Origin of the sequence: Thermomonas sp. (genome assembly GCF_029945965.1) — a bacterium.
Taxonomy (GTDB): domain Bacteria; phylum Pseudomonadota; class Gammaproteobacteria; order Xanthomonadales; family Xanthomonadaceae; genus Thermomonas.
In genome coordinates this window covers 431,660-454,764 of sequence record NZ_JAQSDO010000020.1, presented here as the reverse complement: position 1 = coordinate 454,764, position 23,105 = coordinate 431,660, and the positions used below count along the sequence as shown (strand labels likewise).

The following is a 23,105-nucleotide window of genomic DNA, read 5'->3' as shown; positions in this document are numbered from 1 at the left end:
CGCTATGCTAACGGCTCCGCTGTCGCCTGATCGAACACGCATATGAATCGCCCCCTGCTTTCAGCAAGTACGACGCTGCCCGCTTCCGGCCCACTGACCCTGGCAGTGTTGATTTTCATCGCCGCGTTGAGCCGGGTGCTGCCGCATCCGCCAAATTTCTCGCCGATAGAAGCGGTGGCGCTGTTCGGTGGTGCCTATTTCGCCAAGCGCCATTGGGCGCTGTTGGTGCCGCTGGTCGCGATGTTCCTGTCCGACATGGTGCTGGGCCTGCTACGCGGCGGCATGTATATCGAGTACTTCACCAGCGCTGGCTACCTGCTGGTCTATGCCTGCATCGCACTGTCCACCCTGCTTGGCTTCGGCCTGCGCGGCAAGGTCGGCGCAAGCCGTGTGCTCTCGTACTCGCTGGCGGGCTCGCTGCTGTTCTTCGTGGTCACCAACTTCGGCGCCTGGATGTCCGATCCGGCTTACCCGAAGACCATTGCTGGCCTTACCGCCGCCTACCTGGCAGGGGTTCCGTTCTTCCAGTGGACGGTGCTGGGCACGCTGTTCTACGCCGCGCTGCTGTTCGGCGGCTTCGAACTGCTACGCAGCCGCATTCCGACGCTGCGCGCGCAGACCGCGTAGGCCGCGGCGATGGGCAACCGCCTGTCAAAGATCTACACCCGCACCGGCGATGACGGTACGACGGGCCTTGGCGATGGTTCGCGTGTCGCCAAGGACTCGCTGCGGGTCAATGCCTACGGCACCGTGGACGAAGCCAATTCCTGTATCGGCCTGATGCTCGCCAGCGATGAGATGCTGGACGATATCCGCGATCTGCTATTGCACGTCCAGCACCAGCTGTTCGATCTCGGCGGGGAACTGTGCATCCCCGGCCATGCGGCGATTTTCGATGCCGACATAGAGGCGCTGGAAACGCACCTGGATCACTACAACGACGACCTGCCCGCGCTGAAAGAATTCATCCTGCCCGGCGGTGGCGAGGCGGCGGCACGTTGTCACCTGGCTCGCACCGTGGTGCGTCGTGCCGAACGCGAGACGGTGAGCCTGTCGCGGCAGGAATCCGTTCGTCCGCAAGCGATGCACTACCTGAACCGGTTGTCCGACCTGCTATTCGTGCTGGCGCGGGTGCTGGCACGCAGCAACGGCTATGGCGAAGTAGTGTGGGACCACGTCCGTCGTAAAGCCTGAGCAGCTGTAGCTGATGCGCATTTATTCGCATCCGGCCTGCCTGGCCCACGATACCGGGTCCGCCCATGCCGAGCGCCCCGAGCGCCTGTTGGCGGTGACCAATGCGCTGCACACGGCGTTCCCGCAACTGGATTGGCATGAAGCACCACGTGCCAGCCGTGGCCAGTTGCTGCGCGCGCATACGCCGGGCTTGCTCGAACAAGTGCTGGAAACCCGGCCTGGCGAGCGCATGCTCCTTGATCCCGACACGGTGCTGTCCCCAGCGTCCGCTGAAGCCGCCCTGCGCGCTGCCGGCGCCGTGGTCGCCGCCGTGGACGCCGTGCTCGGTAGACAGACCACGCGCGCGTTCTGCGCGGTGCGGCCACCCGGACATCACGCCACCGCCGACGTGGCGATGGGCTTCTGCCTGTTCAACAACATCGCGGTCGGTGCCCTGCACGCGCTCACCGCGCATGGGCTGGAGCGCGTGGCCATCGTCGATTTCGATGTCCATCACGGCAATGGCACCCAAGCCATCTTCGAACACGACCGGCGCGTGCTGTTCGCAGGCTCGCACCAAAGCCCTCTGTATCCCGGCACCGGCAGTCCCGAAGAGACAGGTGAAGGCAACATCGTCAATGCAACGTTGCCACCGGGTGCCGGCAGCGCCCAATTCCGCACGGCATGGTTGCAACGCCTGTTGCCTGCGGTGAATGCGTTCAAGCCGCAATTGCTGATGATTTCGGCGGGGTTCGATGCGCACCGGCTGGATCCACTGGCGCAATTACAGCTCGATGCCGCGGATTTCGCATGGATCACCGCCGAACTGGTCGCACTGGCCCAGCGCCATTGCGGCGGGCGGGTCGTGTCCACCCTTGAAGGTGGCTATGACTTGACCGCGTTGGCCGAATCCAGCGTGGCCCATGTCGAGGCGCTGCTGGCCTGACTCGCCCGCCCGGGCAAGGCACAATCGTGTCAAGCGTTTGCCCACCCGTCGGCGTTCCGGCAAGCTAGCCGCCGGATTGTGTCTTCTGGAAATATCGTGCGCCCATCCCTGCGTCTGCTGCCGTTGCCGTTGTGCATCGCCTTTTCCCTGCAGGCCTACGCCGCTGACGACAAGCCGCAGAACTGGGGCTTATGCCCGGTACAGGACGTGGTCAAGCCGTTTGCAGATGCGCAGACGCTGCCGGACGGCATCAAGATCGACAATGCCAATGAAGCCACCGATATCGAGGGCGATGCGCTCTCGGGCACCGAAGCGAACCCGGTGTTCAACGGCAACGTGACCCTGCGCCGCGGCGACCAGTTCATGGGTGCCGAGAAGCTCAAATACGACAAATCGAAAGAGCAGTACACCGCCGAAGGCAATATCCGCTACCAGGGCAGTGGCCTGCGCCTGGTGGCTAAACGCGCCGAAGGCGACCAGGCCAAGGACATCCACACCCTGCACGACATCGAGTATCAGTTGCTGTCGCAACGCGGCAATGGCGGTGCCGACAGCATCATGCTCAACGGCGATCTCGGCGCCCTGCATGGCGCCACTTATTCCACTTGCCCACCCGAGAAACGCCAGTGGGAACTTCGCGCACGCGAGATCGATGTGAACACCGAAACCGGCATGGCGGTCGCCCATGGCGCCACCCTGATGGTCGGCAAGGTACCGGTGATCTACCTGCCATGGTTCAAGTTTCCGACCGACGAGCGCCGCCGCACCGGCCTGCTGTTCCCGTCGATCTCCAATTCCAGCCGCAACGGCTTCGACATCCGGCAACCGATCTACCTGAACCTTGCGCCGAACTATGACGCCACCATCAACCCGCGCCTGATGAGCTCGCGTGGCGTGCAACTGGGGGCGCAGTTCCGTTACCTGGTCGAGGGTGGCGCCGGCACGGTTGAAGGCACCTGGATGCCGAATGACGACCTGCGTCATCGAGATCGCGGTCTGTTCCACTACGCCGCGTTCCAGAACGTCAACCAGTATTGGCAAGCACGCGCCAATATCAACTGGATCAGCGATACCCGCTATTTCGAAGATTTCAGCAACAGCATCGATGGCCTGTCGCAATACACCGCATTCAGTTCGGTCGGCATCTATGGACGCGGAAAGGATTGGGACGCGGGCTTCAGCGCCGACCACTGGCAGCTGGCCGACTTTACCCTGACCGAGTCGGTGCTGCCCTACAACCGCATGCCGCGCGGCTATGTGCATTGGGAGCGCAAGATCGGCAGTGGCTTCGTGGCCGGCGTGGAGGCCGAAGCCGTGCGCTTCCAGCACCCGAGTTTCGACGCAGGTTCGCGCTTGGACCTGAAGCCCTGGATCAGCCTGCCATTGGAGGGTGACAGCTGGTTCCTGCGTCCGACTGCCGCATTTCGGCATACCTCCTACCAGCTTGACCATGGCTTGGCCACATCGCTGGGCGGCAACAGCTCGCCTTCACGCAACCAGCCTATCTTCAGCCTGGACGCCGGCGCCTATTTCGACCGCGACACCACGGTCAAGGGCAAGGACTACCTGCAGACCATCGAACCGCGCCTGTTCTACCTGAAGGTTCCCTACACCAACCAGAGCGACATGCCGCTGTTCGATACCCAGCCACTGACCTTCAGCTGGGGCCAGCTGTTCCGCGACAACCGCTATTCCGGTGCCGACCGCCAGGCCGATGCCAACCAGCTCACCCTGGCCATGAGTACGCGGATGATCCGCCAGTCCGATGGCCGCGAGCGTTTCTCCGCCAGCCTCGGCCAGATCCGCTATTTCGACGAGTCGCGCGTGCTGATCCCGGGCGAACCCATCACCGAAAAGGGCAACTCGGCCTGGGTCGCGGACGCCAACTACGCACCGACCGACCGCTGGACCTTCGGTGCCTCCTATCAATGGGACCCGAAATTCAATCACACCGATCTGGCCAGCGTGCGCGCCCGTTACCTGCTGCCGGATGATGGCGTGTTCAATCTCGGTTACCGCTACCGGCGCTCGCTGCTTGAACAGACCGATTTGTCGTTCCTGTATCCGATCAGCCCGGCCTGGAGCATTGTCGGCCGCTATTACTACTCACTGCATGACAACAAGGCACTGGAAACCCTCGCTGGCTTCCAGTGGGACAGCTGTTGTGTCGCCGTTCGGCTTGTGGCCCGCCGCTACGTGCACAATCGCGCTGGCGATCTGAGCAACGCAATCATGTTCGAGATTGAACTCAAGGGACTTGGTTCCGCCGGCCAGGACACCAAGCGCGCCTTGCGCCGGGCCATCCTCGGCTACAATCGCGATGATCTGTACCTGGTGCCGCCGCAGACCGCCACAGGCCAGCCCACCCCGCCGGATACCAACGCCAGACCATGACCGAATCGATTTCACCTATCTTCCGCCGTACCGCCCTGGCCATCCTGCTTGCAGCTCTGTTGCCGGCCGCCCCCGTGGCGCTGGCGCAGAACGCCCCCGTCATCGCGCCGGTAGACCGCATAGCCGCGGTCGTCAATGCAGACGTGATCCTGCGTAGCGAACTCGATCGCGCGCTGGCCAACATCCGTGTCCAATACGCCGACAAGGCCAACCAGTTGCCCCCGGCCGACGTGCTGGAACGGCAAGTGCTTGAGCGCCTGATCCTGATGCGCCTGCAGCTCTCGCGAGCCAAGGATTCCGGCATCACCGCCAGCGACGAGGAGATCGATCGCGCTGTTCAGGGCGTATCCCAGCAAAATAGTATGAACGTCGACCAGTTGCGCGAACGCCTCGCCCGGGAGGGCATGTCGTTCACTGAGTTCCGCAGCAACCTTCGCGACGAAATCATCACCCAGAAGCTTCGCCAGAGCTTTGCCCAGGGCCGGATCAACGTCAGCGAAGCTGAAGTCGATGCCGCGCTTGCAACCGCCGCAGCCACAGGCAGCCAGCAATTCCATCTGGCGCACATCCTTGTCAATGCGCCCGATGGCGCGACGCCCGAGCAATTGGCCATCGCGCAGAAGAAGATCGAGGGCGTGAAGGCTCTGGTTGACAAGGGCGAGATGACGTTCTCCGCTGCCGCCGTGCGCTATTCGGATAGCCCGAATGCACTGGAAGGCGGCGACCTCGGCTGGCGTGGCCAGAACGAGATCCCGCCGGCATTCGCCACTGCTATCCAGCAGATGCAACCTGGCCAGATCATTGGCCCGATTCGCGGACCCAGCGGCTTCCAGCTGCTGCAATTGGTCGATACGCGCACCCAGTCCGCCGCTGCCGGCGAGCAGGTCACGCAGTTCCAGGCCAGGCAGATCCTGATCAAGATCGACGACAAGACCGACGATGCCGCGGCCAAGTCCAAGGTCGAGACCCTGGCCGCACGCCTGGCTGGTGGCGCCGACTTCGCAACGCTGGCGTCAGAATCTTCCGACGACACCACAACCAGGCGCCGTGGTGGCGACTTGGGCTGGCTGACCGGCGATACCTACGGCAATGCCTATGCCATGCAGGTCGCCGCACTGGACGACAAAGCGATCTCCGCTCCATTCAAGACGGACGCCGGCTGGGTGATCCTGCAGCGCACCGGCAGCCGCCAGATCGCAGCTGGTAACGACAATGTGCGTGCAAAGATCCGCGAGACCATCGGCGGCCGCAAGCTGGAAGATGAATGGAACCGCTTCCTGCGCGAAACGCGCGGCGAAGCATATGTCGACGTGCGGGACGCGAATGGTCGATCCACCGCACCGAAGCTGGACGACACCCCGGCGCCGAAGAAAAAGAAGAAGATGACGGTGCCGGAAAATGAGCGCGACAATTCGATCTTCGGCAATTGAACCAGCATGCGCCCACGGCTAGCCTTGGTTCCCGGGGAACCGGCAGGCATTGGCCCAGAGCTTGTGGTACGCGCCGCCCAGCAGGACTGGGAGGCAGAACTTGTGATCCATGGCGATGCGGCGATCCTTCGCCGCGCCGCGAAAGCCTTGCATCTGCCGCTTGAACTGCATCGCGCTGGCGAAATCCCTGTATCGCAGCGCAGCCTGGAAATCGTGGAGATCGCGCATCCGGTTGTCGCGGCATTCGGCACACCCGAGGCAGCCAACGCCACGTCGGTAATCGATGCCCTCATTCTGGCTAGCCAGGCCTGCATCGATGGCCGAATGGACGGGCTGGTTACTGGCCCGGTGCACAAGGCCGCGATCAATGCCGGCGGGATTACCTACACCGGCACCACCGGCCTGCTGGCCGAACAAGCCGGCTGCAAGGTGGTGATGATGCTGGCCAACCGCATCGTCCGCGTTGCATTATTGACTACGCACATCCCATTGCGCGCGGTTGCCGACGCGATCTCGCCCGACGCACTCCGCGACACCCTGCGAATCGTGCATGCCGCCCTACGCAACGACTTCGGCATCGCCGAGCCCACCATCGCCGTGCTTGGGCTGAACCCGCATGCTGGCGAAGCCGGCCACCTTGGCGACGAGGAATTGCGCATCATCGAGCCCACTCTGGATGCGCTTCGCGCGACCGGCATGCGCCTGATCGGCCCACTGCCGGCCGACACCGCCTTCCTGCCGGAGAAGCTGCGCGGGTTCGACGCGGTTCTGGCGATGTACCATGATCAAGGTTTGCCAGTGCTGAAATACAGCGACTTCGCCAATGCGGTGAACATCAGCCTGGGCCTGCCCTATCCGCGAGTCGCGGTCGACCATGGCACCGCGCTGGAACTGGCCGGTACCGGCACTGCTGATCCGTCCAGCCTGTTTGCCGCGATCGACACCTGCACGCAACTGGCGCGTCGTCGGGTGACGGCATAAGCCAGCCTGTATGAGCCTTCTTTCATGAGTGCCTTCACCGAACCCGCCAAGAAGCATCTCGGACAGAATTTCCTGCACGAGCACAGCGTGATCGACAAGATCGTGCTGGCGGTGGATCCACGGCTGGGCGATGTCATCGTCGAAATCGGCCCCGGCCAAGGCGCGCTGACCTTTCCGCTGCTGCGAAAGCATGGTGAACTGACCGCGATCGAGTTCGACCGTGACCTGCATGCACCACTGCAGGCTGCCGCACGTGAACATGGCCAGCTGCACTTGATCGAAGGCGACGTACTGGGCGTGGATTTCACCGCGCTTGCCGCCATGCGTGGCGATGCGAACGGCCAGATTCGCCTGGTCGGCAACCTGCCCTACAACCTCAGCTCGCCGATCCTGTTCCACGCACTGGACCATGCGCCTGCCGTCCGCGACATGCACTTCATGCTGCAAAAGGAAGTGGTCGAGCGCATGGCATCGGGGCCGGGCAACAAGGTCTACGGCCGGCTGAGCGTGATGCTGCAGGCCTATTGCGCGGTGACGCCGCTGTTCACCGTGCCTCCGGGTGCATTCCGGCCGGCGCCGAAGGTGGATTCGGCAGTCGTGCGGCTGGTACCGAAATCCACAGACCAGATCAAGGTCGTGGACCGGCAGGTGTTCGCCAATGTGGTGCGCGCCGCCTTCGGCCAACGCCGCAAGACCCTGCGCAATGCGCTCAATAGCGTGGCTGATAGCGGTCAGATCGAAGCCGCCGGCTTGCGCCCGGATGCACGCGCGGAACAGATCGAAGTCGGTGGCTTCGTGCAGCTGGCCAACCTCCTCGCCCACCGGTGATCGGTGCAAGTGATCGCCGCGTGTGCGGTGATTCACGCGTCGCGGCTACACTAGGCGCATGAGTACCACCGACTATCTTTTCGACATCGACGTCGCTACCTGCTTCCTGGACGACCAGTCCGCGCCGGAGGAAGGCCGCTTCGTATTCGCTTACACCATCCATATCCGCAATGGCGGCAAGGTGCCCGCGCGCCTGCTTGGCCGCCACTGGCTGATCACCGACGGCAACGGCAAGGTGCAGGAAGTGGTCGGCGAAGGCGTGGTCGGCGAGCAACCCTGGCTGCGACCTGGCGAAGGCTTCGAGTACACATCGGGCGCGGTGCTGGAAACCGACATTGGCACCATGCGCGGCAGCTACGACATCCTGGCCGACGACGGCACTCGCTTTGCTGCGCCGATTCCGCTGTTCACGCTGGCCATCCCGCGCACGTTGCACTGAGCGCAGGAGACTACGGTGAGTACGTGGGCAATCGGCGACCTGCAGGGTTGCTACGACGTGACCCAGCGCCTGCTGGAGCGCATCCGCTTCGACCCCGCGGTCGACCGGCTGTGGTTCTGCGGCGACCTGGTCAATCGCGGCGGGCAGTCGATCGAAACCTTGCGGCTGGTGCATTCGCTACGCGAGGTGAGCCACGTGGTGCTGGGCAACCACGATCTGTCGCTGCTGGCGATCGGCGAGCGCTCGCCCGAGGACCAGCGCAAGGTCAACGCCGACCTGCAGGGCGTGCTGTTCGCCGAGGATGCCCCGGAACTACTGGCCTGGCTGCGCAAGCAGAAACTCGCGCATGTTGACCGCGAGCTTGGCTGGATGATGGTGCATGCCGGGCTGGCGCCGAAATGGACGACGCAACTGGCCGAACGCCACGCACGCGAAATTGAAGCCCGCCTGCAGGGCGAAAATTACCGCAAGCTGTTTCGCAACATGTATGGCGATGGCCCGGACTGGTCGCCACGCCTGAGCGGTCCCGAGCGCGACCGCGCGATCATCAACATTTTCACCCGCATGCGCTATTGCAGCCCGCGCGGGCGCATCGCCTTCGACCAAAAGGGCGAACCAGGCAGCCAGCCACCTGGCCTGTATCCGTGGTTCTCGGTACCGGGCCGTGCCCAGCGCGACCTGAAAGTAGTCTGCGGGCACTGGAGTGCACTGGGCCTGTTCGTCGGCCAGGGCGTGCACGCGATCGATACCGGCGCGGTCTGGAGCGGCAAACTCACCGCGCTGCAACTGGACGCCGAAACCCTGCATGTCGTGCAGGTGCCCGGCCGCGACGTGGCCGCACCCACACCGCGCCAGCGCCCGCCAAAGCCGCATCGACCGCAGCATGACCAGCGCCGCCGCGACGGGCGCGAAAAACAGCGCGAAAAATCGCCGGAGAAATTACCTGTCCCCGAGATGGGGTCAGAGTAAATTTTGCTGGTAAAAAGGGGTCAGAGAACATTTCCTCCATGCAGTCGCTGACTCAGCATTCTCAAGCGGAAATGTTCTCTGACCCCTTTTTGTGTCGGCTACTTTTCGTAATCGACGAACTCGAACGCAAACGCATGCCGCGTATCGGCTGCGTGCGGTTCGCGGGAAGTTTCGCGCCACTGGCCAATATCGAAGCACGGGAAGAACGCATCCGCGCCACTGACCTCGGTATTGACCATGGTCAGGTGCAGGTGCGTGGCGATGAGCAGCGTCAGTGCGTAAATCTCACCACCGCCGATTACGCACAACGCATCGGTACCAGTCTCATCCACAATGCAGCGTGCCTCTTCAAGCGAAGCCACCGCCCGCATGCCGTCGAACGGCACCTGGCCACTGCGGGTCAGCACCAGGTTTTGCCGCCCCGGCAAAGCACGACCCAGCGATAGCGCGGTCTTGCGCCCCATCAGGATTGGTTTTCCTACAGTCAACGCCTTGAACCGCTTCAGGTCGTCGGGCAGGTGCCAAGGCAGCGCATTACCCTTGCCGATGGCGAAGTTGCGGTCCATGGCCGCGATCAGCGAAATCTTCATTGCACGACACTCACACCGCAACGGGTGCCTTGATCGCAGGTAGCGGATCGTAACCTTCGATCGCGATGTCGTCGAAGCTGAAACCGAAGATGTCATCGACATCCGGGTTGAGCTTCAGTGTCGGCAACGCGCGCGGCGCGCGTGAAAGCTGTTCGCGAGCCTGTTCGAAATGGTTCGAATACAGGTGCGCATCGCCCAGCGTGTGCACGAAATCGCCAACACCCAGCCCGCACACCTGCGCCACCATCTGGGTGAGCAATGCGTAGCTGGCGATGTTGAATGGCACGCCCAGGAAAATGTCGCCGCTACGCTGGTACAGCTGGCAACTCAGCTTTCCGTCGGCCACATAGAACTGGAACAGTGTGTGGCAGGGCATCAATGCCATGCGTGGCAGGTCGGCCACGTTCCATGCCGACACGATCAGCCGGCGCGAATCCGGGTTGCGCTTGATCTCGTCGACGACCCAACGGATCTGGTCGATCTGGCGCCCATCCGCGTCTTCCCAGCTGCGCCACTGCTTGCCGTAGACCGGGCCAAGCTCGCCCTGCTCATCGGCCCACTCATCCCAGATGCCGACCTTGTTGGCGGTCAGGTAGGCGATATTGGTTTCACCCTGCAGGAACCACAGCAGCTCATGGATGATCGAGCGCAGGTGCAGTTTCTTGGTGGTGACAAGCGGGAAGCCCTGGGCCAGGTCGAAGCGCATCTGCCAGCCGAACACGCTGCGGGTACCGGTGCCGGTGCGGTCGGCCTTTTCGGTGCCGTGTTCCAGCACATGCCTTAGCAGGTCGAGGTATTGCTTCATTTCTTGCCTCCGGCAAGGGGCTTCATTTCTTGCCTCCGGCAAGGGGCTTCATTTCTTGCCTCCGGCAAGTGGCTTCATCGCGCCGCATCCTCATCCACGGGGATTGGCACGGGTTGCAGGGTTGGCGAGCTATGCGACTTCCATAGCCAGAACAGGCCCAGCAGGATCAGCGGCGCGCTCAGCACCTGGCCCATGGTCAACCAGCCGAAGGCCAGGTAGCCAAGTTGCTGGTCAGGTTCGCGCACGAATTCCACCGCGAAACGGAATACGCCGTACAGCAGCGCGAACAGGCCTGAAACGGCATAGCGTGGACGCGGTTTACGTGAATACCAGACCAGCACGCAGAACAGGACCAAGCCTTCCAGCGTGGCCTGGTAAAGCTGCGACGGGTGGCGGGCGAAGCTGTCGAGGATGCCGGCATCGAACTGCGCGCGCAGGGTCGCAGCATTCATCGACGCGAACGGCTCTGGCAGCGAGCGCGGGAACACCACGCCCCAGCTTTCGAATGCGGTGCCTTGCGTCGGCTTGCCCCACAACTCGCCACCGATGTAGTTGCCGATACGGCCAAATCCCAGCCCGGCCGGCACCAGCGGCGCAATGAAATCGACCACGTCGAAATAATGCAGGCGATGCCTGCGCGCCCACCAGCCGATCGCCGCCATTACCCCGAGCAGGCCGCCATGGAAGCTCATGCCGCCTTCCCAGACCTTGAACAGCATCAGCGGATCCTTGAGGAAATCGCCGAAGTTGTAGAAAAGTATGTAGCCGAAGCGGCCGCCCAGCACCACGCCGAGCATGGCGTAGAACATCAGGTCGCCAAAACCATTTTCGTCCACGCCCGGCAACCGCCCCATGCGCACCCGCCGTCGCCCCAGCCACCACGCCACGCCGAAGCCCAGCAGGTACATCAGTCCGTACCAATGGACTTGCGGATGCACGCTGCCAAGGATCGGCAGGGTCCAGGTGCCCAGGTCAAGGGCGATCGGATTGATCTGGTGCAGGATGGGCATGCGTACCGGTGTTCCTTATGATCAGGCGGCTATTGTAGGGCGGGTCTTGACCCGTCTACAGGAACACCGGGCGATCCGGTAGTTCATCCTCATCGACGGTACCGGCAAGTGGCGGGTAATGCTGGGCGAGCAAATCGCTGACCCCGCTGATCGCCGCGATCACGGCATCGGCGTGGTCGCCATTGCGCAGTCGCTCTTCCAGCAACTGGCAGACGCCCTGCCATTGCGCATCGCTGACCAGACCGGACAGGCCGCGATCAGCCACGATCTCGATGTGGTGATCGGCCAGCAACAGGTAAACCAGCACACCATTGTTGGCTGCGGTATCCCACACACGCAGGCGACCGAAGGCGTGCTCCGCCTTGGCTCGCGCCTGAATTCCGCGCAACACCTCCCACCACGGCAGCGTGGATTCCACCGCGAAGCAGATTTCACCACGATGCCGGCGCTCACCTTCCCCTATCGCGGCGGCAATCCGGTCCATGTCCGCAGCGGGAAAACGAGTGCGCGCGTCGGTCTGGCATAAGTGTCGCAGCAGCCGGGTCAGCGTGGCGGCCATCACCAGCTCCCCGAGGCGCCGCCGCCCCCGGACATACCGCCGCCACCAGACCAGCCACCACCCGCGCCGCCGCCACTGCCGCCGAATCCGCCGCCACCGAAACCGCCGCCGCCAAAACCGCCCCAATTACTGTGGCGTGCAAAACGTCCACCGCCACCCGCACTGACGCTGATGATGAAACCGATCACCGCGCCGATCCCACCGACCAGCATCGCCGACGACAGCAACCACGCGATGCCACCGCTGGCCCCGGCTCCGAACAACGCACGCACGCCGCCCGGCATCCTGCTGAAGAATCCGCGCGTAATCTGCCCGACGATCAAGGCCGCAAACAGCGCGAACAACCAATTACCACCGCGGTCGGGCCCGGTCGGGTTGTCGGCGACAGGCTCGGGCAATGGCTCGCCATCGATCAACCTGACCAGTTGCGCAGTGGCGTCCTCGATCGCGCCCGCGTAGTCGCCCTGGCGAAACTTCGGTACCAGGTATTCCTGGATCACACGGCCCGCGGTGATGTCGGGGATCGCGCCTTCCAGTCCATAGCCGACCTCGATCCGAACCTTGCGATCATCCTTGGCGACCACCAGCAACACACCGTCGTCCGTGCCCTTGCGACCAAGCTTGAATTGCTCGAACGCACGCACCGCGTATTGCTCGATGGTCTCCGGCGCTGTGGTTGGCACCATCAACACCTGCAGTTGGCTGCCCTTGCGTTGCTGCAGGTCCAGCGCCTGCTGCTCAAGCTGTTGTTTCGAAGCAGCATCCAGAGTTCCGGTGGTGTCTACCACCGGCGAGTTGAATACCGGGATCATCGCCTGCTGCGCACCCGCCAAACATGGCAGGAACAGCAATAGCAGGACCAGCACTATTCGCGACATGGCGACCTACCCTCTCATTGCCACCGTTCGATCAACTGGCTGGTGCTGGCGGGGATGCAGCAGGCGCGCTGAAATCGACGTTCGGGGCGTTCTGGATTTGCGCCTCGTTTTCAACGGTGAAGTTGGGCTTGGACTTGTAGCCAAATATCTTCGCGACGAGATTTTGCGGGAACGACCGGATATACGTGTTGTAGTCCTGCACCAGCGTGATGTAACGGCCGCGCGCCACCGTGACGCGGTTCTCGGTGCCTTCCAGCTGGGTCTGGAGATTGAGGAACGATGCATCCGCTTTCAGGTCCGGATAGTTCTCGGTCACCATCAGCAAACGACCCAGCGCCTGCGACAAGTCGCCTTGCGCTGCCTGGTAGCTGGCCAGCGATGCCGCATCATCCGCATTCACATTGATCTGGCTGACTTTGGCCCGCGCTTCGGTCACCGCGGTGAGCACCTGAGCTTCGTGCGCGGCATAACCCTTGACCGTACTCACCAGATTCGGAATCAGGTCGGCACGCCGCTTGTACTGATTGAGCACCTCTGACCAGCCGGCCTTGACTGCCTCGTCCTTTTGCTGGATCCGGTTGTATCCGCATCCGGATAGCAGCATGGTCAGCAACAGCAGCAGGACGATACGCATGGTCTTCGCTCCTCAGGTTATGTGCCGGCCTCGGGTCCGGATTGCATCATTGCAGCATCATGGCTGTGAACGTCTCATCGCCACGGTTTATTCGGGCATGCCGCGCAGGCGGGCGTTGCGCTTGGCCCACAGGTTGAAGCACTCCACCAGCGCCGAGAACGCCATCGCGACATAGATGTAGCCCTTGGGCACCTGCAGCCCGAAGCCTTCCAGCACCAGGAAGATACCGACCAGCACGATGAACGCCAACGCCAGCATCTTGATGGTGGGATTTCGGTCGATGAAACGTCCCAGCGGGCCGGACGCCAGCAGCATGACCCCGACCGCAAGCAAGATTGCCATCACCATGATGATCTTCTGGTTGGCTATGCCGACCGCGGCAATCACCGAATCCAGCGAGAACACGATATCGATCACCGCGATCTGGGCGATCACCATCCAGAATGAGTTCATCGGCTTGGTACTGACGTCTTCCTCGTCCGGCTCGCCTACCACCAGGTCGCGAATTTCCATGCTGCCCTTCACCAGCAGGAACACGCCGCCGATGATCAACACCAGGTCGCGCATGGAGATCCCCCTGCCGAACAGGGTGAACAGGGCGTCGGTCAACCCGGCCAGCCAGGCCAGAGTCAGCAGCAGGGCGATGCGAGTGATGCAGGCGACTGCGATACCGAAGCGGCGCGCACGTTCACGGGTCGCGTGCGGCAACTTGCTTACCGCGATCGAGATAAACACGAGGTTGTCGATGCCCAACACGATCTCGATCGCGCTCAGGGTCAACAGGGTGATCCACGCCTGCGGATCGGTCAGCAATTCCATCATCGCGTACGGGTCTCGTCAGTGTGGCAACAGGCGCGGGCCTACGATCAGCGCCCATACCAGGATCACGTTCATCATCAGCACGAACACCGCCGCCGAGCCCATGTCCTTGGCGCGCCCGGCAAGCTCGTGCTGCTCGGCGCCGTAGCGTTCGATCACCGCCTCGATCGCCGAATTCAGCAGTTCGATACTCAATACCAGCAGGCAACTGCCGATCAGCAGCGCACGCTCGACACCGGTCTGGCCGAAGTACCAGCCCAGCGGACCGATGACCAGGAACAGCACGACTTCCAGCCGGAAACTGGATTCATGCAGCCACGCCGCGCGCAGGCCCTGCAAGGACCACTTGGTCGCCAGCATGATGCGCGCAGGGCTGCGAGGCAGGTGGCCGTATTGGTCAGCCATGCACGGGGACGCAGGTGATGGCAAGCGTGCGACGGTGGATTTTTGGCATGAGGGTGTGGCAGTTCCGGTGGGATCGGTTCGATAACACTACTGACCCACCGATTTTGCCACATGGTCCTTACCTGCGCCCGCAAGCCTATTGCTGACGAAGCGCCTCGATCGGATCCAGCATGGAGGCCTTTCGCGCCGGGTAGTAACCAAAGAACAGGCCAGTCGCGATCGAGAACGCCGCCGCCAGCATCACCACTTGCGCGTTCAATTCGACCGGAAGATCACCGAGTTTGCCGACAATCAGCGCCCCGATCACGCCGATGGCAATCCCGATCACGCCGCCGATCAGCGAGATCAGCATCGCTTCAGCCAGGAACTGGCGACGCACGTCTTTTGGACCTGCCCCGACTGCCATGCGCAATCCAATCTCGCGAATGCGCTCGGTCACCGAGACCAGCATGATGTTCATGATGCCGATGCCACCGATGATCAGGCAGATCCCTGCCACTGCACCCAACAGCTTGGACATCAGGTTGGTGGTGGCCGTGCGCGTCGCCACGATCTGGCTGATATTGCGAACGGCGAAGTCGTCCTCCGCGCCCGGATCGATCTTGTGGCGCTGCCGCAACAGGCCTTCGATCTCGCTCTGCGCGCTGGTCAGGTTCCTGGCGTCATCCACGCCCACCGAGATCTGCTGCACTGCACCGGGCGGCATTGACTGTGAATTCGACAGCCGGCGACGTGCAGCCTCCAACGGCACCACCACCATGTCGTCCTGGTCCTGCCCGAAGCCCCCTTGGCCTTTGGAGACCAGCACGCCGACCACGGTGAACGGCACCCGGCCGAGGCGCACGGTCTGGCCGATGCCATCGTCATCGCCGAACAGGGTCTTGCGCACGGTTTCGCCGAGGATCACCGGCTTGGTGCTACCGCCGTAGTCGCTGGCCTGGAACAGATCGCCTTGCGCGATCTTCCAGTCGTTGATGGCGAACCAGTCCGCTTGCACGCCCTGCCACTGGGTGGAGGCATTGTTCTCGGCAAACACGACCTGGGTGCCACCACGCAGCAAGCCCGCTGCGTATTGCGCTTCGGGCACTTCGTTGCGGATCGCCTCCACATCGCCTTCGTCCAGGCTCCAGCGGCTACCTTGTGCGCTACGCGCGCCGCCTGGCCCATTTCCACCGGAACTGCCAATGTCCAGCCGCTGCGAGCCGAGCCCGGACACCATCTTGTCGATCTCGGCCTGGGTGCCCTGGCCGATCGACACCATCACGATGACCGCCGCAATGCCGATGATCACGCCGAGCGAGGTCAGCGCGCTGCGCATCCAGTTGCCGCGCAGTGCAAACAATGCCGTGCGCAGGATGTCCAGGAAACTCATACGGCCTCCGCCTCGGTTTGTTCGCGTAATTCGCCGTCATGCATCACATAGGTGCGGTCGGCATGATCGGCGACGTGTGCGTCATGGGTGATCAGGATTACCGTATGGCCATCGTCGCGAAGCTGCTTGAACAACGCCAGGATCTCCTCGCCGGTCTTGCTGTCGAGCGCGCCGGTGGGTTCATCCGCCAGCAGGATCGGCGGGCTGTTGACCAAAGCGCGAGCGATCGCCACGCGTTGCTGCTGGCCACCCGACAACTCGTTCGGCCGATGCCCGGCGCGATCGGCCAGACCAACCGACGCCAACGCGGCGCGGGCACGTTCACGGCGCTCGTGATGGGGAATCCGTGCGTAACCCAGCGGCATTGCGACGTTGTCGGTGGCATCCATTCGCGGCAGCAAATGGAAGCCCTGGAACACGAAGCCGATCTTGTCGCGGCGCAGGGCTGCAAGTTCTTCGGCATCGAGGGTGGACACATCCACGCCATCGCAGAAGTACGACCCCGCGGTGGGCGTGTCCAGGCAGCCAATCAGGTTCATCAACGTGGATTTGCCGGAACCCGACGGCCCCATGATCGCCACGAACTCGCCACGGCCGATGGTCAGGTCCACGCCCCTGAGCGCGACGACTTCCGCCTGGGTGCCGGCGGAATAGACCTTGCCGAGGCTCGTGGTGCGAATGACCGGGACATCCGCGGGCGCCGGACCAGTTGCCGGCATCACTTGCTCTCCGAAGCCGAGCGCTCGCCTGAAATGACCAGGTCGCCTTCCTTGATCGTGCGACCCGACACCTCGGTCTTGCTGCCGTCACTGGCGCCAAGCCGCGCCAAGGCGACCTGCGCCTTGCCATTCACCAGCGTGTAGATGGTGACCCGCTTGGCGTTGAGCTGTGCTTCCAGCGCCGCACCCCATAGACCACGCTGCTGGTCATCCAGGGTCACGCGGAAGTCGGCAAACTGCTGGTTGAAGCGGTCGCGAATGCGCGCGCGCATCTGCGCCTGCATGCTGGCATCGCCACCACCCTGCCTGCCACCCGAGCGCGGCGGACCGCCCCCGAACAGGCGGCTGCCGCCTTGTTGCGCTCCCGCCCCGCCAGACGCCTTCGCCGTGCGCTCGGCCTGGCGCTGCTGCATCAGTTCCAGCGCCGCATCGAACGCCGCCTGCTGTTCCGGTTTCAACTGCAACGTGGAGGCGAGACTCTTGAGATCTTCAGCCATGCCCGCGCTACCCGATTGACCCGCGCCTTGCCCAGCGCCTTGGCCGGCAGCCTGCAAGTCCGCCAATGGCGAACCATCGGCGGGCTTGAAGCGCAGGGCAGCATTGCCGAGGGTGAGGACGTTGCTGAGCTTGCTGACCTCGATCTCGGCATTCACAGTCAGCCCCGGCAACAGGGTGCCGTCGCTGTTGTCCACGGTCACCACCACGGGATAAGTCACGACGTTGTTCGTGGTGGTCGCCGCCAGCCGCACCTGTTCCACCACGCCGCTGAACTTGCGGTCCGGGAAGGCGTCGGCGCCGAAACTCACCGTTTGCCCGACCTTGACCTGGCCGATGTCGGATTCATCCACGGCCAGCTCGATTTTCATCTTGGCCAGGTCTTCGGCGATGGTGAACAGCTCGGGCGCCTGCAAGCTGGCGGCCACGGTCTGGCCGGGTTCGATCTTGCGGGTCAGCACCACGCCCTCCACTGGCGAGCGGATGACGGTGCGCTCCAGGTTGACCCGGGTCGTCTGGGTCGATGCGGTCTGCTGGCGGATCTGCGCCTGTGCCGAAGCGACCTGCGCTTGGGCCTGTTCCAGCGCGGAGCGGGAAAGATCCACGTCGCTCTTCGCGACCAGCTGCTGGCCACCGAGGTCGTTCTTGCGCTGGTAGTCCAGGGCCGCATTGCGCAACGATGCCTGCGCTTGCCGCAGTTGCGCCTGGGCGCTGGCAATCTGCGCCGAACCCTGCTCGATCTGCGCCTGGTAGGTGCTGGGGTCGATCTTCGCCAGGATCTCGCCCTTCTTCACCGGCGAGTTGAAATCCACCAGCACATCGGTGACCAAGCCGGAAATCTGGCTACCAACCGTAATGGTGGAAATCGCGCTGAGCGTACCTGTTGCCGAAATCGCCACGCGGATATCGCCGCGCTGCACGGTTTCGGTCCGATAGCTGCCATCAGCAGCATTGGCCTTGCGCTGGTTCCAGATGTACCAACTAAGTCCAAGCACGGCAACGACGATGACAATAATGCTGATCTTGCGCAGGGCAATCTTGCGCGAAGGAAAAGTGGAACGACGCGTTGCCTTGCTCATGCGTGTGGGGTGCCCGGGAAAACAGGGTGAACGTACAGGTGCGAATCTGGTTGACACCCTGGCCGAGGATCAGCTGAAGAACCTGCGTCAATCGACCGGGATGCCAGCCCCGAACAGAATGGTTGCACGAGTGCCCTGGTCCGGCGTGCTGGTCAGCTGCAATGGCCAACCACAGCGGTCGCCCAGCCGTTGTGCGATCGACAGCCCCAGCCCGGCACCTGTTGCCGCGACATCAATCCGATAGAACGGCTCGAATGCACGCGCCAAGGTTGCCGCGTCCATGCCGATGCCGGTGTCTTCCACTTCAATCCGGTCTGCCAGCAGACGTATATGGATGCGGCCGGAGTCGGTGAAACGCACCGCATTACCCAGCAGGTTGCGCAAGATCACGCCCAGCACGCGCGGAGGTGCATGCAGTTTGGGTTCCGCCTCGATCGCCAGATCCAGTCGCACATCCTTGCCTTCAAGCAGCGGCCGGATGCGCTCGACCTCGGCATCGACCACGTCGCGCACTGCGAAATCCTCTTTCCCCAGCGCTACTTCCTGGTCGCGCGCCAGCAGCAGCAGCGCATCCATGATCGATTCCATCGCCTCATTCGCGCCCTGGATACGGGCCAGCGAGCGTCGCGAGAGTTCCGACAGGCCATCGTCATGACTGATCAGGTCGCTGGCGACCCGGATCACGGTCAAAGGCGTGCGCAGCTCATGGCTGGCATCACGGGTAAAGTCGCGCTCGCGGGTGATGAAGGCATTGACCCGCTCGCCGAGGTCATGCAACGCAATCGCCATCTTGCGAGTATCACCCTGGATGTCGTCCGGGATACGCTCGGGCGACAATGCACGCGTGTCAGGCCGCTTCGGATTCCAACCCGATACCTCGCTCAACAGCCAGTCCACCGGCGCCAGCACCCGCCTGGTCGCCCGATAGCTCATCCATGTCACGGCAACAATGGATGCCAGTGCGAGCGTGGTTGCAACCACAGTGACGGCGGCGAACGGCAATGTCTGGTTGGCATCTGTCAGCACCAATATGCACAGCACCAGCACCAGGCTGATGATCGCCAGCTGGAGCAGGAACACAATGCGGATATTGCGCTTGCTTATCGACATGAACTGGCTTGTTCCGGCCTCAGCCGATCTGCCCGGAAATGTCGGCGATGCGGTAGCCGGCGCTTTGCACGGTGTGCAGCAGCTCATTCTCGAACGGCTTGTCGATCACCTTGCGCAGGTTGTACAGATGGCTGCGCAGCGTGTCCGAATCCGGCAGGCTGTTGCCCCAGATCTCGCGTTCGATTTCCTGCCGGCTCACCACCCGCGGCGATTCGCGCATGAGAATGGTCAGCAGACGCAAACCAATCGGCGAAAGCTGCAGTTCGCTACCACCACGGGTTGCACGCAGCGAAGCCGGATCCAGCACCAGGTCCGCAACCTTCAACACTTCTGATCCGACCTGGCGGCGCTCGCGACGGATCAGCGCGCGCAGGCGTGCCTCGAGTTCCTGGATCGCGAAAGGCTTGGTCAGGTAGTCGTCGGCACCCGAGGACAAGCCGTTGAGTTTCTCGTCCAGGGTGTCGCGCGCGGTCAGCATCAGCACCGGCGTGGATTTTCGCGCCTCGCTGCGCAGCCGCTTGCAGACCTCGATACCGTCCAGCCGCGGCAACATCAGGTCGAGCACGATCACGTCGTAATTGTTTTCCGTCGCCAGTCGATAGCCATCCAGGCCGTCGGCGGCGTAGTCGACTTCGAAACCGCGGCTTTCGAGGTATTCACCGACCATTTCAGAGATGTTGCGGTTGTCCTCGACGATCAGGACCAGTCCTGCCTGTTCTTGTGTTCGCATGGGTTTGGATTCCATCTTCAGCTTTGTGAAAGATGCCGGGCGCCGAGTCGATGCCGCGTGAAGAAGGCGTGCTCGGGGAGTCCTTGCAAAGCGGAATCGTCAGTTCAGAACGGAATCTTGCCGATCAGGATGTCCTTGAACATCACCCAGTCGCCGGCGAACGAATAAAACGGGTGCTTGAAGGTCGCCGGGCGGTTGTGTTCGAAGAAGAAATGCCCGACCCAGGCGAAGGCATAGCCTGAGAGCAGCGAAGCCAGCAGCCAGCGAGGATCGCCGCGCATGATCGCCAGCACCACGAAGCCTAGCGCCAGGCTACTGCCGGCGAAATGCAGGCGACGGCAGGTACGGTCGCGATGTTCGCCGAGGTAATACACGTAGAACTTGCTGAAACTGGCGAAGCCTTCGCTCATGGCGCATCCCCTTTGGTGGCTTGCCCTTTCTCGGCCTGCTTGGCCTGCACCCAGTAACGATCCTGCGCTTCAAGCGATTGCCCGGCAAGCCCACCGTCAGTCTGTGCCAACGCTTCCATCATGCGAAAACGGCGTTCGAACTTGTGGTTGGCCCGGCGCATTGCAGCACCGAAATCGACCTTGGCATGCCGGGTCAAGTTTGCGCACACGAAGAGTAGGTCACCGAGTTCATCCTCAAGTCGCAGTTGCGCTTCCGCATCATCGGGATCGGCTGCAACCGCTGCGAATTCAACGCGCACTTCCTCGATTTCCTCGTGCAGTTTCTCGATCACCGGCGCCGGGCCCGGCCAGTCGAAGCCGACCCGCGCCGCCTTTTGCTGCAGTTTCAACGCACGCTGCCACTCGGGCAGGCCACGCGAGATACCGGCCAGCGCAGAGTCGTCGGATTCACCACGTGCCGCGCGTTCGGCGCGCTTGTGTGCTTCCCACGAGCGGGTTTGTGCCTGCACATCCTCGAGGCTACCTCCCACGAGATTCGCATGTCCATCTGCGGCCGCCGCTCCCGGCATCCTGCCTCCCGCGGCATTTGCACATCCATGTGCGGCCGCCGCTCCCGGCATCCTGCCTCCCGCGGCATTTGCACATCCCTGTGCGGCAAATACATGCGGGTGGCGCCGGGTCATCTTGTCGCAAATCGCTGCAACCACATCGCCGAACTCGAAGCTGCCCTGCTCCTGCGCCATGCGCGCATGGAACACGACCTGCAGCAGCAGGTCGCCCAACTCGTCTTTCAGCCCGTCGGTATCGCCACGATCGATCGCATCGGCGACTTCATAGGATTCCTCGATGGTGTACGGCGCGATAGTGGCGAAGGTCTGCTCGACGTCCCACAAACAACCGGTTTTCGGATCGCGCAGCGCGGCCATGATCGCCAGCAGTGAATCGATGTCGCATCTCTTGTTCATGCCGGATCGCTCATGCAGGCAAGCTATCGCGCAGGGCGACATCGCCGAATGCGATGAAATCACCATTGAGCAATGTGTCGCGCTGGTTGTAGCGGAACGGCCGTCCGCATGGATCCAGCACCGCGCCACCCGCAGCTTCAAGGATCGCCTGGCCGGCGGCTGTGTCCCATTCGCTGGTCGGGCCGAAACGCGGGTACAGGTCGAGCTCACCTTCGGCGATCCGGCAGAACTTCAGCGACGAGCCGCAGGCGATAGCTTCACTGCCAGTGAGCACATCCAGCAAGGCCTGCGTGCGCGCGTCGCGATGCGAACGGCTGGCAGCGATCCGCAGCGGCGCGTTCGCTGGCTTGCGCACGTGGATGCCGGCATCGATATCACCGTCTCGACGGAACGCACCTGCGCCCAACATGCCATGCCACAAGCCACCACCGACCGGCTGCTGGATCACGCCGAACGTGGCCACACCGTCCTCGATCAGGGCGATGTTGACGGTGAACTCGCCGTTGCGCTTGATGAACTCGCGGGTGCCGTCCAATGGATCGACCAGCCAGAACCGCGGCCAGGTGCGCCGCTGGGCGATTTCGAGGCTTTTGGATTCTTCCGACAACACCGGAATCTCGGGCGTCAGCGCCTGCAAGCCAGCGACGATGCGGCGATGCGACGCGAGGTCGGCGGCGGTCAGCGGCGAACGATCGTCCTTGTGCTCGACATCGAAGGCACCTTGGTACACCTCCAGGATATCGGCAGCAGCTTGACGAGCGATGGCGATGACTAGATCGCGCAATGCGCATGTCATGGTCATTGTTGTTGCAGCCACTCCCTGGCGATGAACAGTGCGGCGATCGAACGGCCTTCGGAAAACTCTTCGCGCAGGATCAGCTCATGCAGGCGGTCCAGTCGCCACGGCACCACTTCAAGTTCTTCAGGCTCGTCGCCGACAAGTCGTTTCGGATACAGGTCGCGTGCGATCACCAGATGGGTGGAATGGCTCATGTACAGCGGCGCCTGGGTCAGGCTGCGCAGTACGACCAGATTGCGTGCGCCGTAGCCGGCTTCTTCCATCAACTCACGGTCGGCTGCCTGTACCGGCGTTTCGCCTTCATCGATGCGCCCCTTGACCAGCCCAAGTTCGTAGCGATGCACACCAGCGGCGTACTCGCGCACCAGCAGCACGGTGTCGGCATCCAGCATCGGCACGACGGCGACCGCACCATGGCCGCGGCCATGCAGTCGCTCGTAAAGGCGCCGCTCGCCGTTGGCGAATTCAAGATCAAGCTTCTCCAGCCGGTACGGACCGGCATCTTGCTCGGTGATCCCGTGGATGATGGGCAGGCGCCGGGTCATACGACGGCTCGTGCGGGGATA

At 62.9% G+C, this 23,105-nt stretch carries 26 protein-coding genes; 9 read left to right on the top strand and 17 right to left on the bottom strand.

Annotation, left to right across the window (positions count from 1 at the left end):
* The first annotated feature begins 42 nt into the window (after positions 1-42).
* From PSV05_RS14795 to PSV05_RS14755, 9 genes are all read left to right on the top strand, one after another.
* On the top strand, positions 43-627 hold the full coding sequence (locus tag PSV05_RS14795; protein ID WP_300066842.1) for a DUF6580 family putative transport protein: 585 nt from the start codon (positions 43-45) through the stop codon (positions 625-627).
* 9 nt (positions 628-636) lie between these two features.
* Positions 637-1,194, top strand: a complete 558-nt coding sequence (locus PSV05_RS14790) for a cob(I)yrinic acid a,c-diamide adenosyltransferase (RefSeq protein WP_300066840.1) — start codon at positions 637-639, stop codon at positions 1,192-1,194.
* A 13-nt stretch (positions 1,195-1,207) separates the two neighbouring features.
* Positions 1,208-2,119 carry a histone deacetylase family protein gene (locus PSV05_RS14785; RefSeq protein ID WP_300066837.1) on the top strand — a complete coding sequence of 304 codons (912 nt, stop codon included), beginning with the start codon at positions 1,208-1,210 and terminating at the stop codon, positions 2,117-2,119.
* 96 nt (positions 2,120-2,215) lie between these two features.
* Entirely contained in the window at positions 2,216-4,513 is a 2,298-nt protein-coding gene (gene lptD / locus PSV05_RS14780) for an LPS assembly protein LptD (protein WP_300066834.1), read from the top strand.
* Positions 4,510-5,943: a peptidylprolyl isomerase gene (locus PSV05_RS14775; protein WP_300066831.1), complete on the top strand. Its 1,434-nt coding sequence runs from the start codon at positions 4,510-4,512 to the stop codon at positions 5,941-5,943. Before lptD ends, PSV05_RS14775 begins: the two co-directional genes overlap by 4 nt.
* Positions 5,944-5,949: 6 nt before the next feature.
* The gene (gene pdxA / locus PSV05_RS14770) at positions 5,950-6,924 is read left to right on the top strand and encodes a 4-hydroxythreonine-4-phosphate dehydrogenase PdxA (RefSeq protein ID WP_300066828.1); all 975 of its coding nucleotides are present in this window, start codon (positions 5,950-5,952) and stop codon (positions 6,922-6,924) included.
* Positions 6,925-6,948: 24 nt separating this feature from the next.
* Positions 6,949-7,752, top strand: coding sequence for a 16S rRNA (adenine(1518)-N(6)/adenine(1519)-N(6))-dimethyltransferase RsmA (rsmA, locus tag PSV05_RS14765; RefSeq protein WP_300066825.1), 804 nt, complete (start codon positions 6,949-6,951; stop codon positions 7,750-7,752).
* A gap of 58 nt (positions 7,753-7,810) precedes the next feature.
* Positions 7,811-8,191 carry a Co2+/Mg2+ efflux protein ApaG gene (apaG, locus tag PSV05_RS14760; protein WP_300066822.1) on the top strand — a complete coding sequence of 127 codons (381 nt, stop codon included), beginning with the start codon at positions 7,811-7,813 and terminating at the stop codon, positions 8,189-8,191.
* A 15-nt stretch (positions 8,192-8,206) separates the two neighbouring features.
* Positions 8,207-9,160 carry a symmetrical bis(5'-nucleosyl)-tetraphosphatase gene (locus tag PSV05_RS14755; RefSeq protein WP_300066819.1) on the top strand — a complete coding sequence of 318 codons (954 nt, stop codon included), beginning with the start codon at positions 8,207-8,209 and terminating at the stop codon, positions 9,158-9,160.
* A 98-nt stretch (positions 9,161-9,258) separates the two neighbouring features.
* Here the strand turns inward: PSV05_RS14755 and PSV05_RS14750 are convergent, their stop codons facing one another.
* From PSV05_RS14750 to nudE, 17 genes are all read right to left on the bottom strand, one after another.
* Positions 9,259-9,750 (bottom strand): dihydrofolate reductase, encoded by a 492-nt coding sequence (locus PSV05_RS14750; protein ID WP_300066816.1) that lies wholly within the window; start codon positions 9,748-9,750, stop codon positions 9,259-9,261.
* Positions 9,751-9,760: 10 nt separating this feature from the next.
* A complete protein-coding gene (locus PSV05_RS14745) occupies positions 9,761-10,555 on the bottom strand; it encodes a thymidylate synthase (RefSeq protein WP_300066813.1) in 795 nt (264 codons plus the stop codon).
* A 74-nt stretch (positions 10,556-10,629) separates the two neighbouring features.
* Complete coding sequence (gene lgt / locus PSV05_RS14740) at positions 10,630-11,565, bottom strand: prolipoprotein diacylglyceryl transferase (RefSeq protein ID WP_300066810.1); 936 nt, start codon at positions 11,563-11,565, stop codon at positions 10,630-10,632.
* A 55-nt stretch (positions 11,566-11,620) separates the two neighbouring features.
* The gene (locus PSV05_RS14735) at positions 11,621-12,124 is read right to left on the bottom strand and encodes a TPM domain-containing protein (protein ID WP_300066808.1); all 504 of its coding nucleotides are present in this window, start codon (positions 12,122-12,124) and stop codon (positions 11,621-11,623) included.
* Positions 12,124-13,002, bottom strand: coding sequence for a TPM domain-containing protein (locus PSV05_RS14730; RefSeq protein WP_300066805.1), 879 nt, complete (start codon positions 13,000-13,002; stop codon positions 12,124-12,126). The genes PSV05_RS14735 and PSV05_RS14730 overlap by 1 nt, the downstream gene beginning before the upstream one ends.
* Before the next feature lie 31 nt (positions 13,003-13,033).
* Positions 13,034-13,636, bottom strand: a complete 603-nt coding sequence (locus tag PSV05_RS14725) for a LemA family protein (RefSeq protein ID WP_300066802.1) — start codon at positions 13,634-13,636, stop codon at positions 13,034-13,036.
* A gap of 87 nt (positions 13,637-13,723) precedes the next feature.
* Positions 13,724-14,458 carry a TerC family protein gene (locus PSV05_RS14720; RefSeq protein ID WP_300066799.1) on the bottom strand — a complete coding sequence of 245 codons (735 nt, stop codon included), beginning with the start codon at positions 14,456-14,458 and terminating at the stop codon, positions 13,724-13,726.
* A gap of 15 nt (positions 14,459-14,473) precedes the next feature.
* Positions 14,474-14,860 (bottom strand): diacylglycerol kinase, encoded by a 387-nt coding sequence (locus PSV05_RS14715; protein WP_300066796.1) that lies wholly within the window; start codon positions 14,858-14,860, stop codon positions 14,474-14,476.
* Positions 14,861-14,996: 136 nt separating this feature from the next.
* On the bottom strand, positions 14,997-16,232 hold the full coding sequence (locus PSV05_RS14710; RefSeq protein ID WP_300066794.1) for an ABC transporter permease: 1,236 nt from the start codon (positions 16,230-16,232) through the stop codon (positions 14,997-14,999).
* Positions 16,229-16,951 (bottom strand): ABC transporter ATP-binding protein, encoded by a 723-nt coding sequence (locus tag PSV05_RS14705; protein WP_300066791.1) that lies wholly within the window; start codon positions 16,949-16,951, stop codon positions 16,229-16,231. Before PSV05_RS14705 ends, PSV05_RS14710 begins: the two co-directional genes overlap by 4 nt.
* Positions 16,951-18,525 (bottom strand): efflux RND transporter periplasmic adaptor subunit, encoded by a 1,575-nt coding sequence (locus tag PSV05_RS14700; protein ID WP_300066789.1) that lies wholly within the window; start codon positions 18,523-18,525, stop codon positions 16,951-16,953. The genes PSV05_RS14705 and PSV05_RS14700 overlap by 1 nt, the downstream gene beginning before the upstream one ends.
* Before the next feature lie 87 nt (positions 18,526-18,612).
* Entirely contained in the window at positions 18,613-19,635 is a 1,023-nt protein-coding gene (locus tag PSV05_RS14695) for a HAMP domain-containing sensor histidine kinase (protein WP_300066786.1), read from the bottom strand.
* Between the two features lie 19 nt (positions 19,636-19,654).
* Positions 19,655-20,365, bottom strand: a complete 711-nt coding sequence (locus PSV05_RS14690; RefSeq protein WP_300066783.1) for a response regulator transcription factor — start codon at positions 20,363-20,365, stop codon at positions 19,655-19,657.
* A gap of 104 nt (positions 20,366-20,469) precedes the next feature.
* Positions 20,470-20,775 (bottom strand): DUF962 domain-containing protein, encoded by a 306-nt coding sequence (locus tag PSV05_RS14685; protein WP_300066781.1) that lies wholly within the window; start codon positions 20,773-20,775, stop codon positions 20,470-20,472.
* Positions 20,772-21,740 (bottom strand): nucleoside triphosphate pyrophosphohydrolase, encoded by a 969-nt coding sequence (locus PSV05_RS14680; RefSeq protein WP_300066778.1) that lies wholly within the window; start codon positions 21,738-21,740, stop codon positions 20,772-20,774. Before PSV05_RS14680 ends, PSV05_RS14685 begins: the two co-directional genes overlap by 4 nt.
* 10 nt (positions 21,741-21,750) lie before the next feature.
* Positions 21,751-22,542, bottom strand: coding sequence for a 3'(2'),5'-bisphosphate nucleotidase CysQ (gene cysQ / locus PSV05_RS14675; protein WP_300066776.1), 792 nt, complete (start codon positions 22,540-22,542; stop codon positions 21,751-21,753).
* Positions 22,539-23,084: an ADP compounds hydrolase NudE gene (nudE, locus tag PSV05_RS14670; protein ID WP_300066773.1), complete on the bottom strand. Its 546-nt coding sequence runs from the start codon at positions 23,082-23,084 to the stop codon at positions 22,539-22,541. Before nudE ends, cysQ begins: the two co-directional genes overlap by 4 nt.
* Positions 23,085-23,105: the final 21 nt, after the last annotated feature.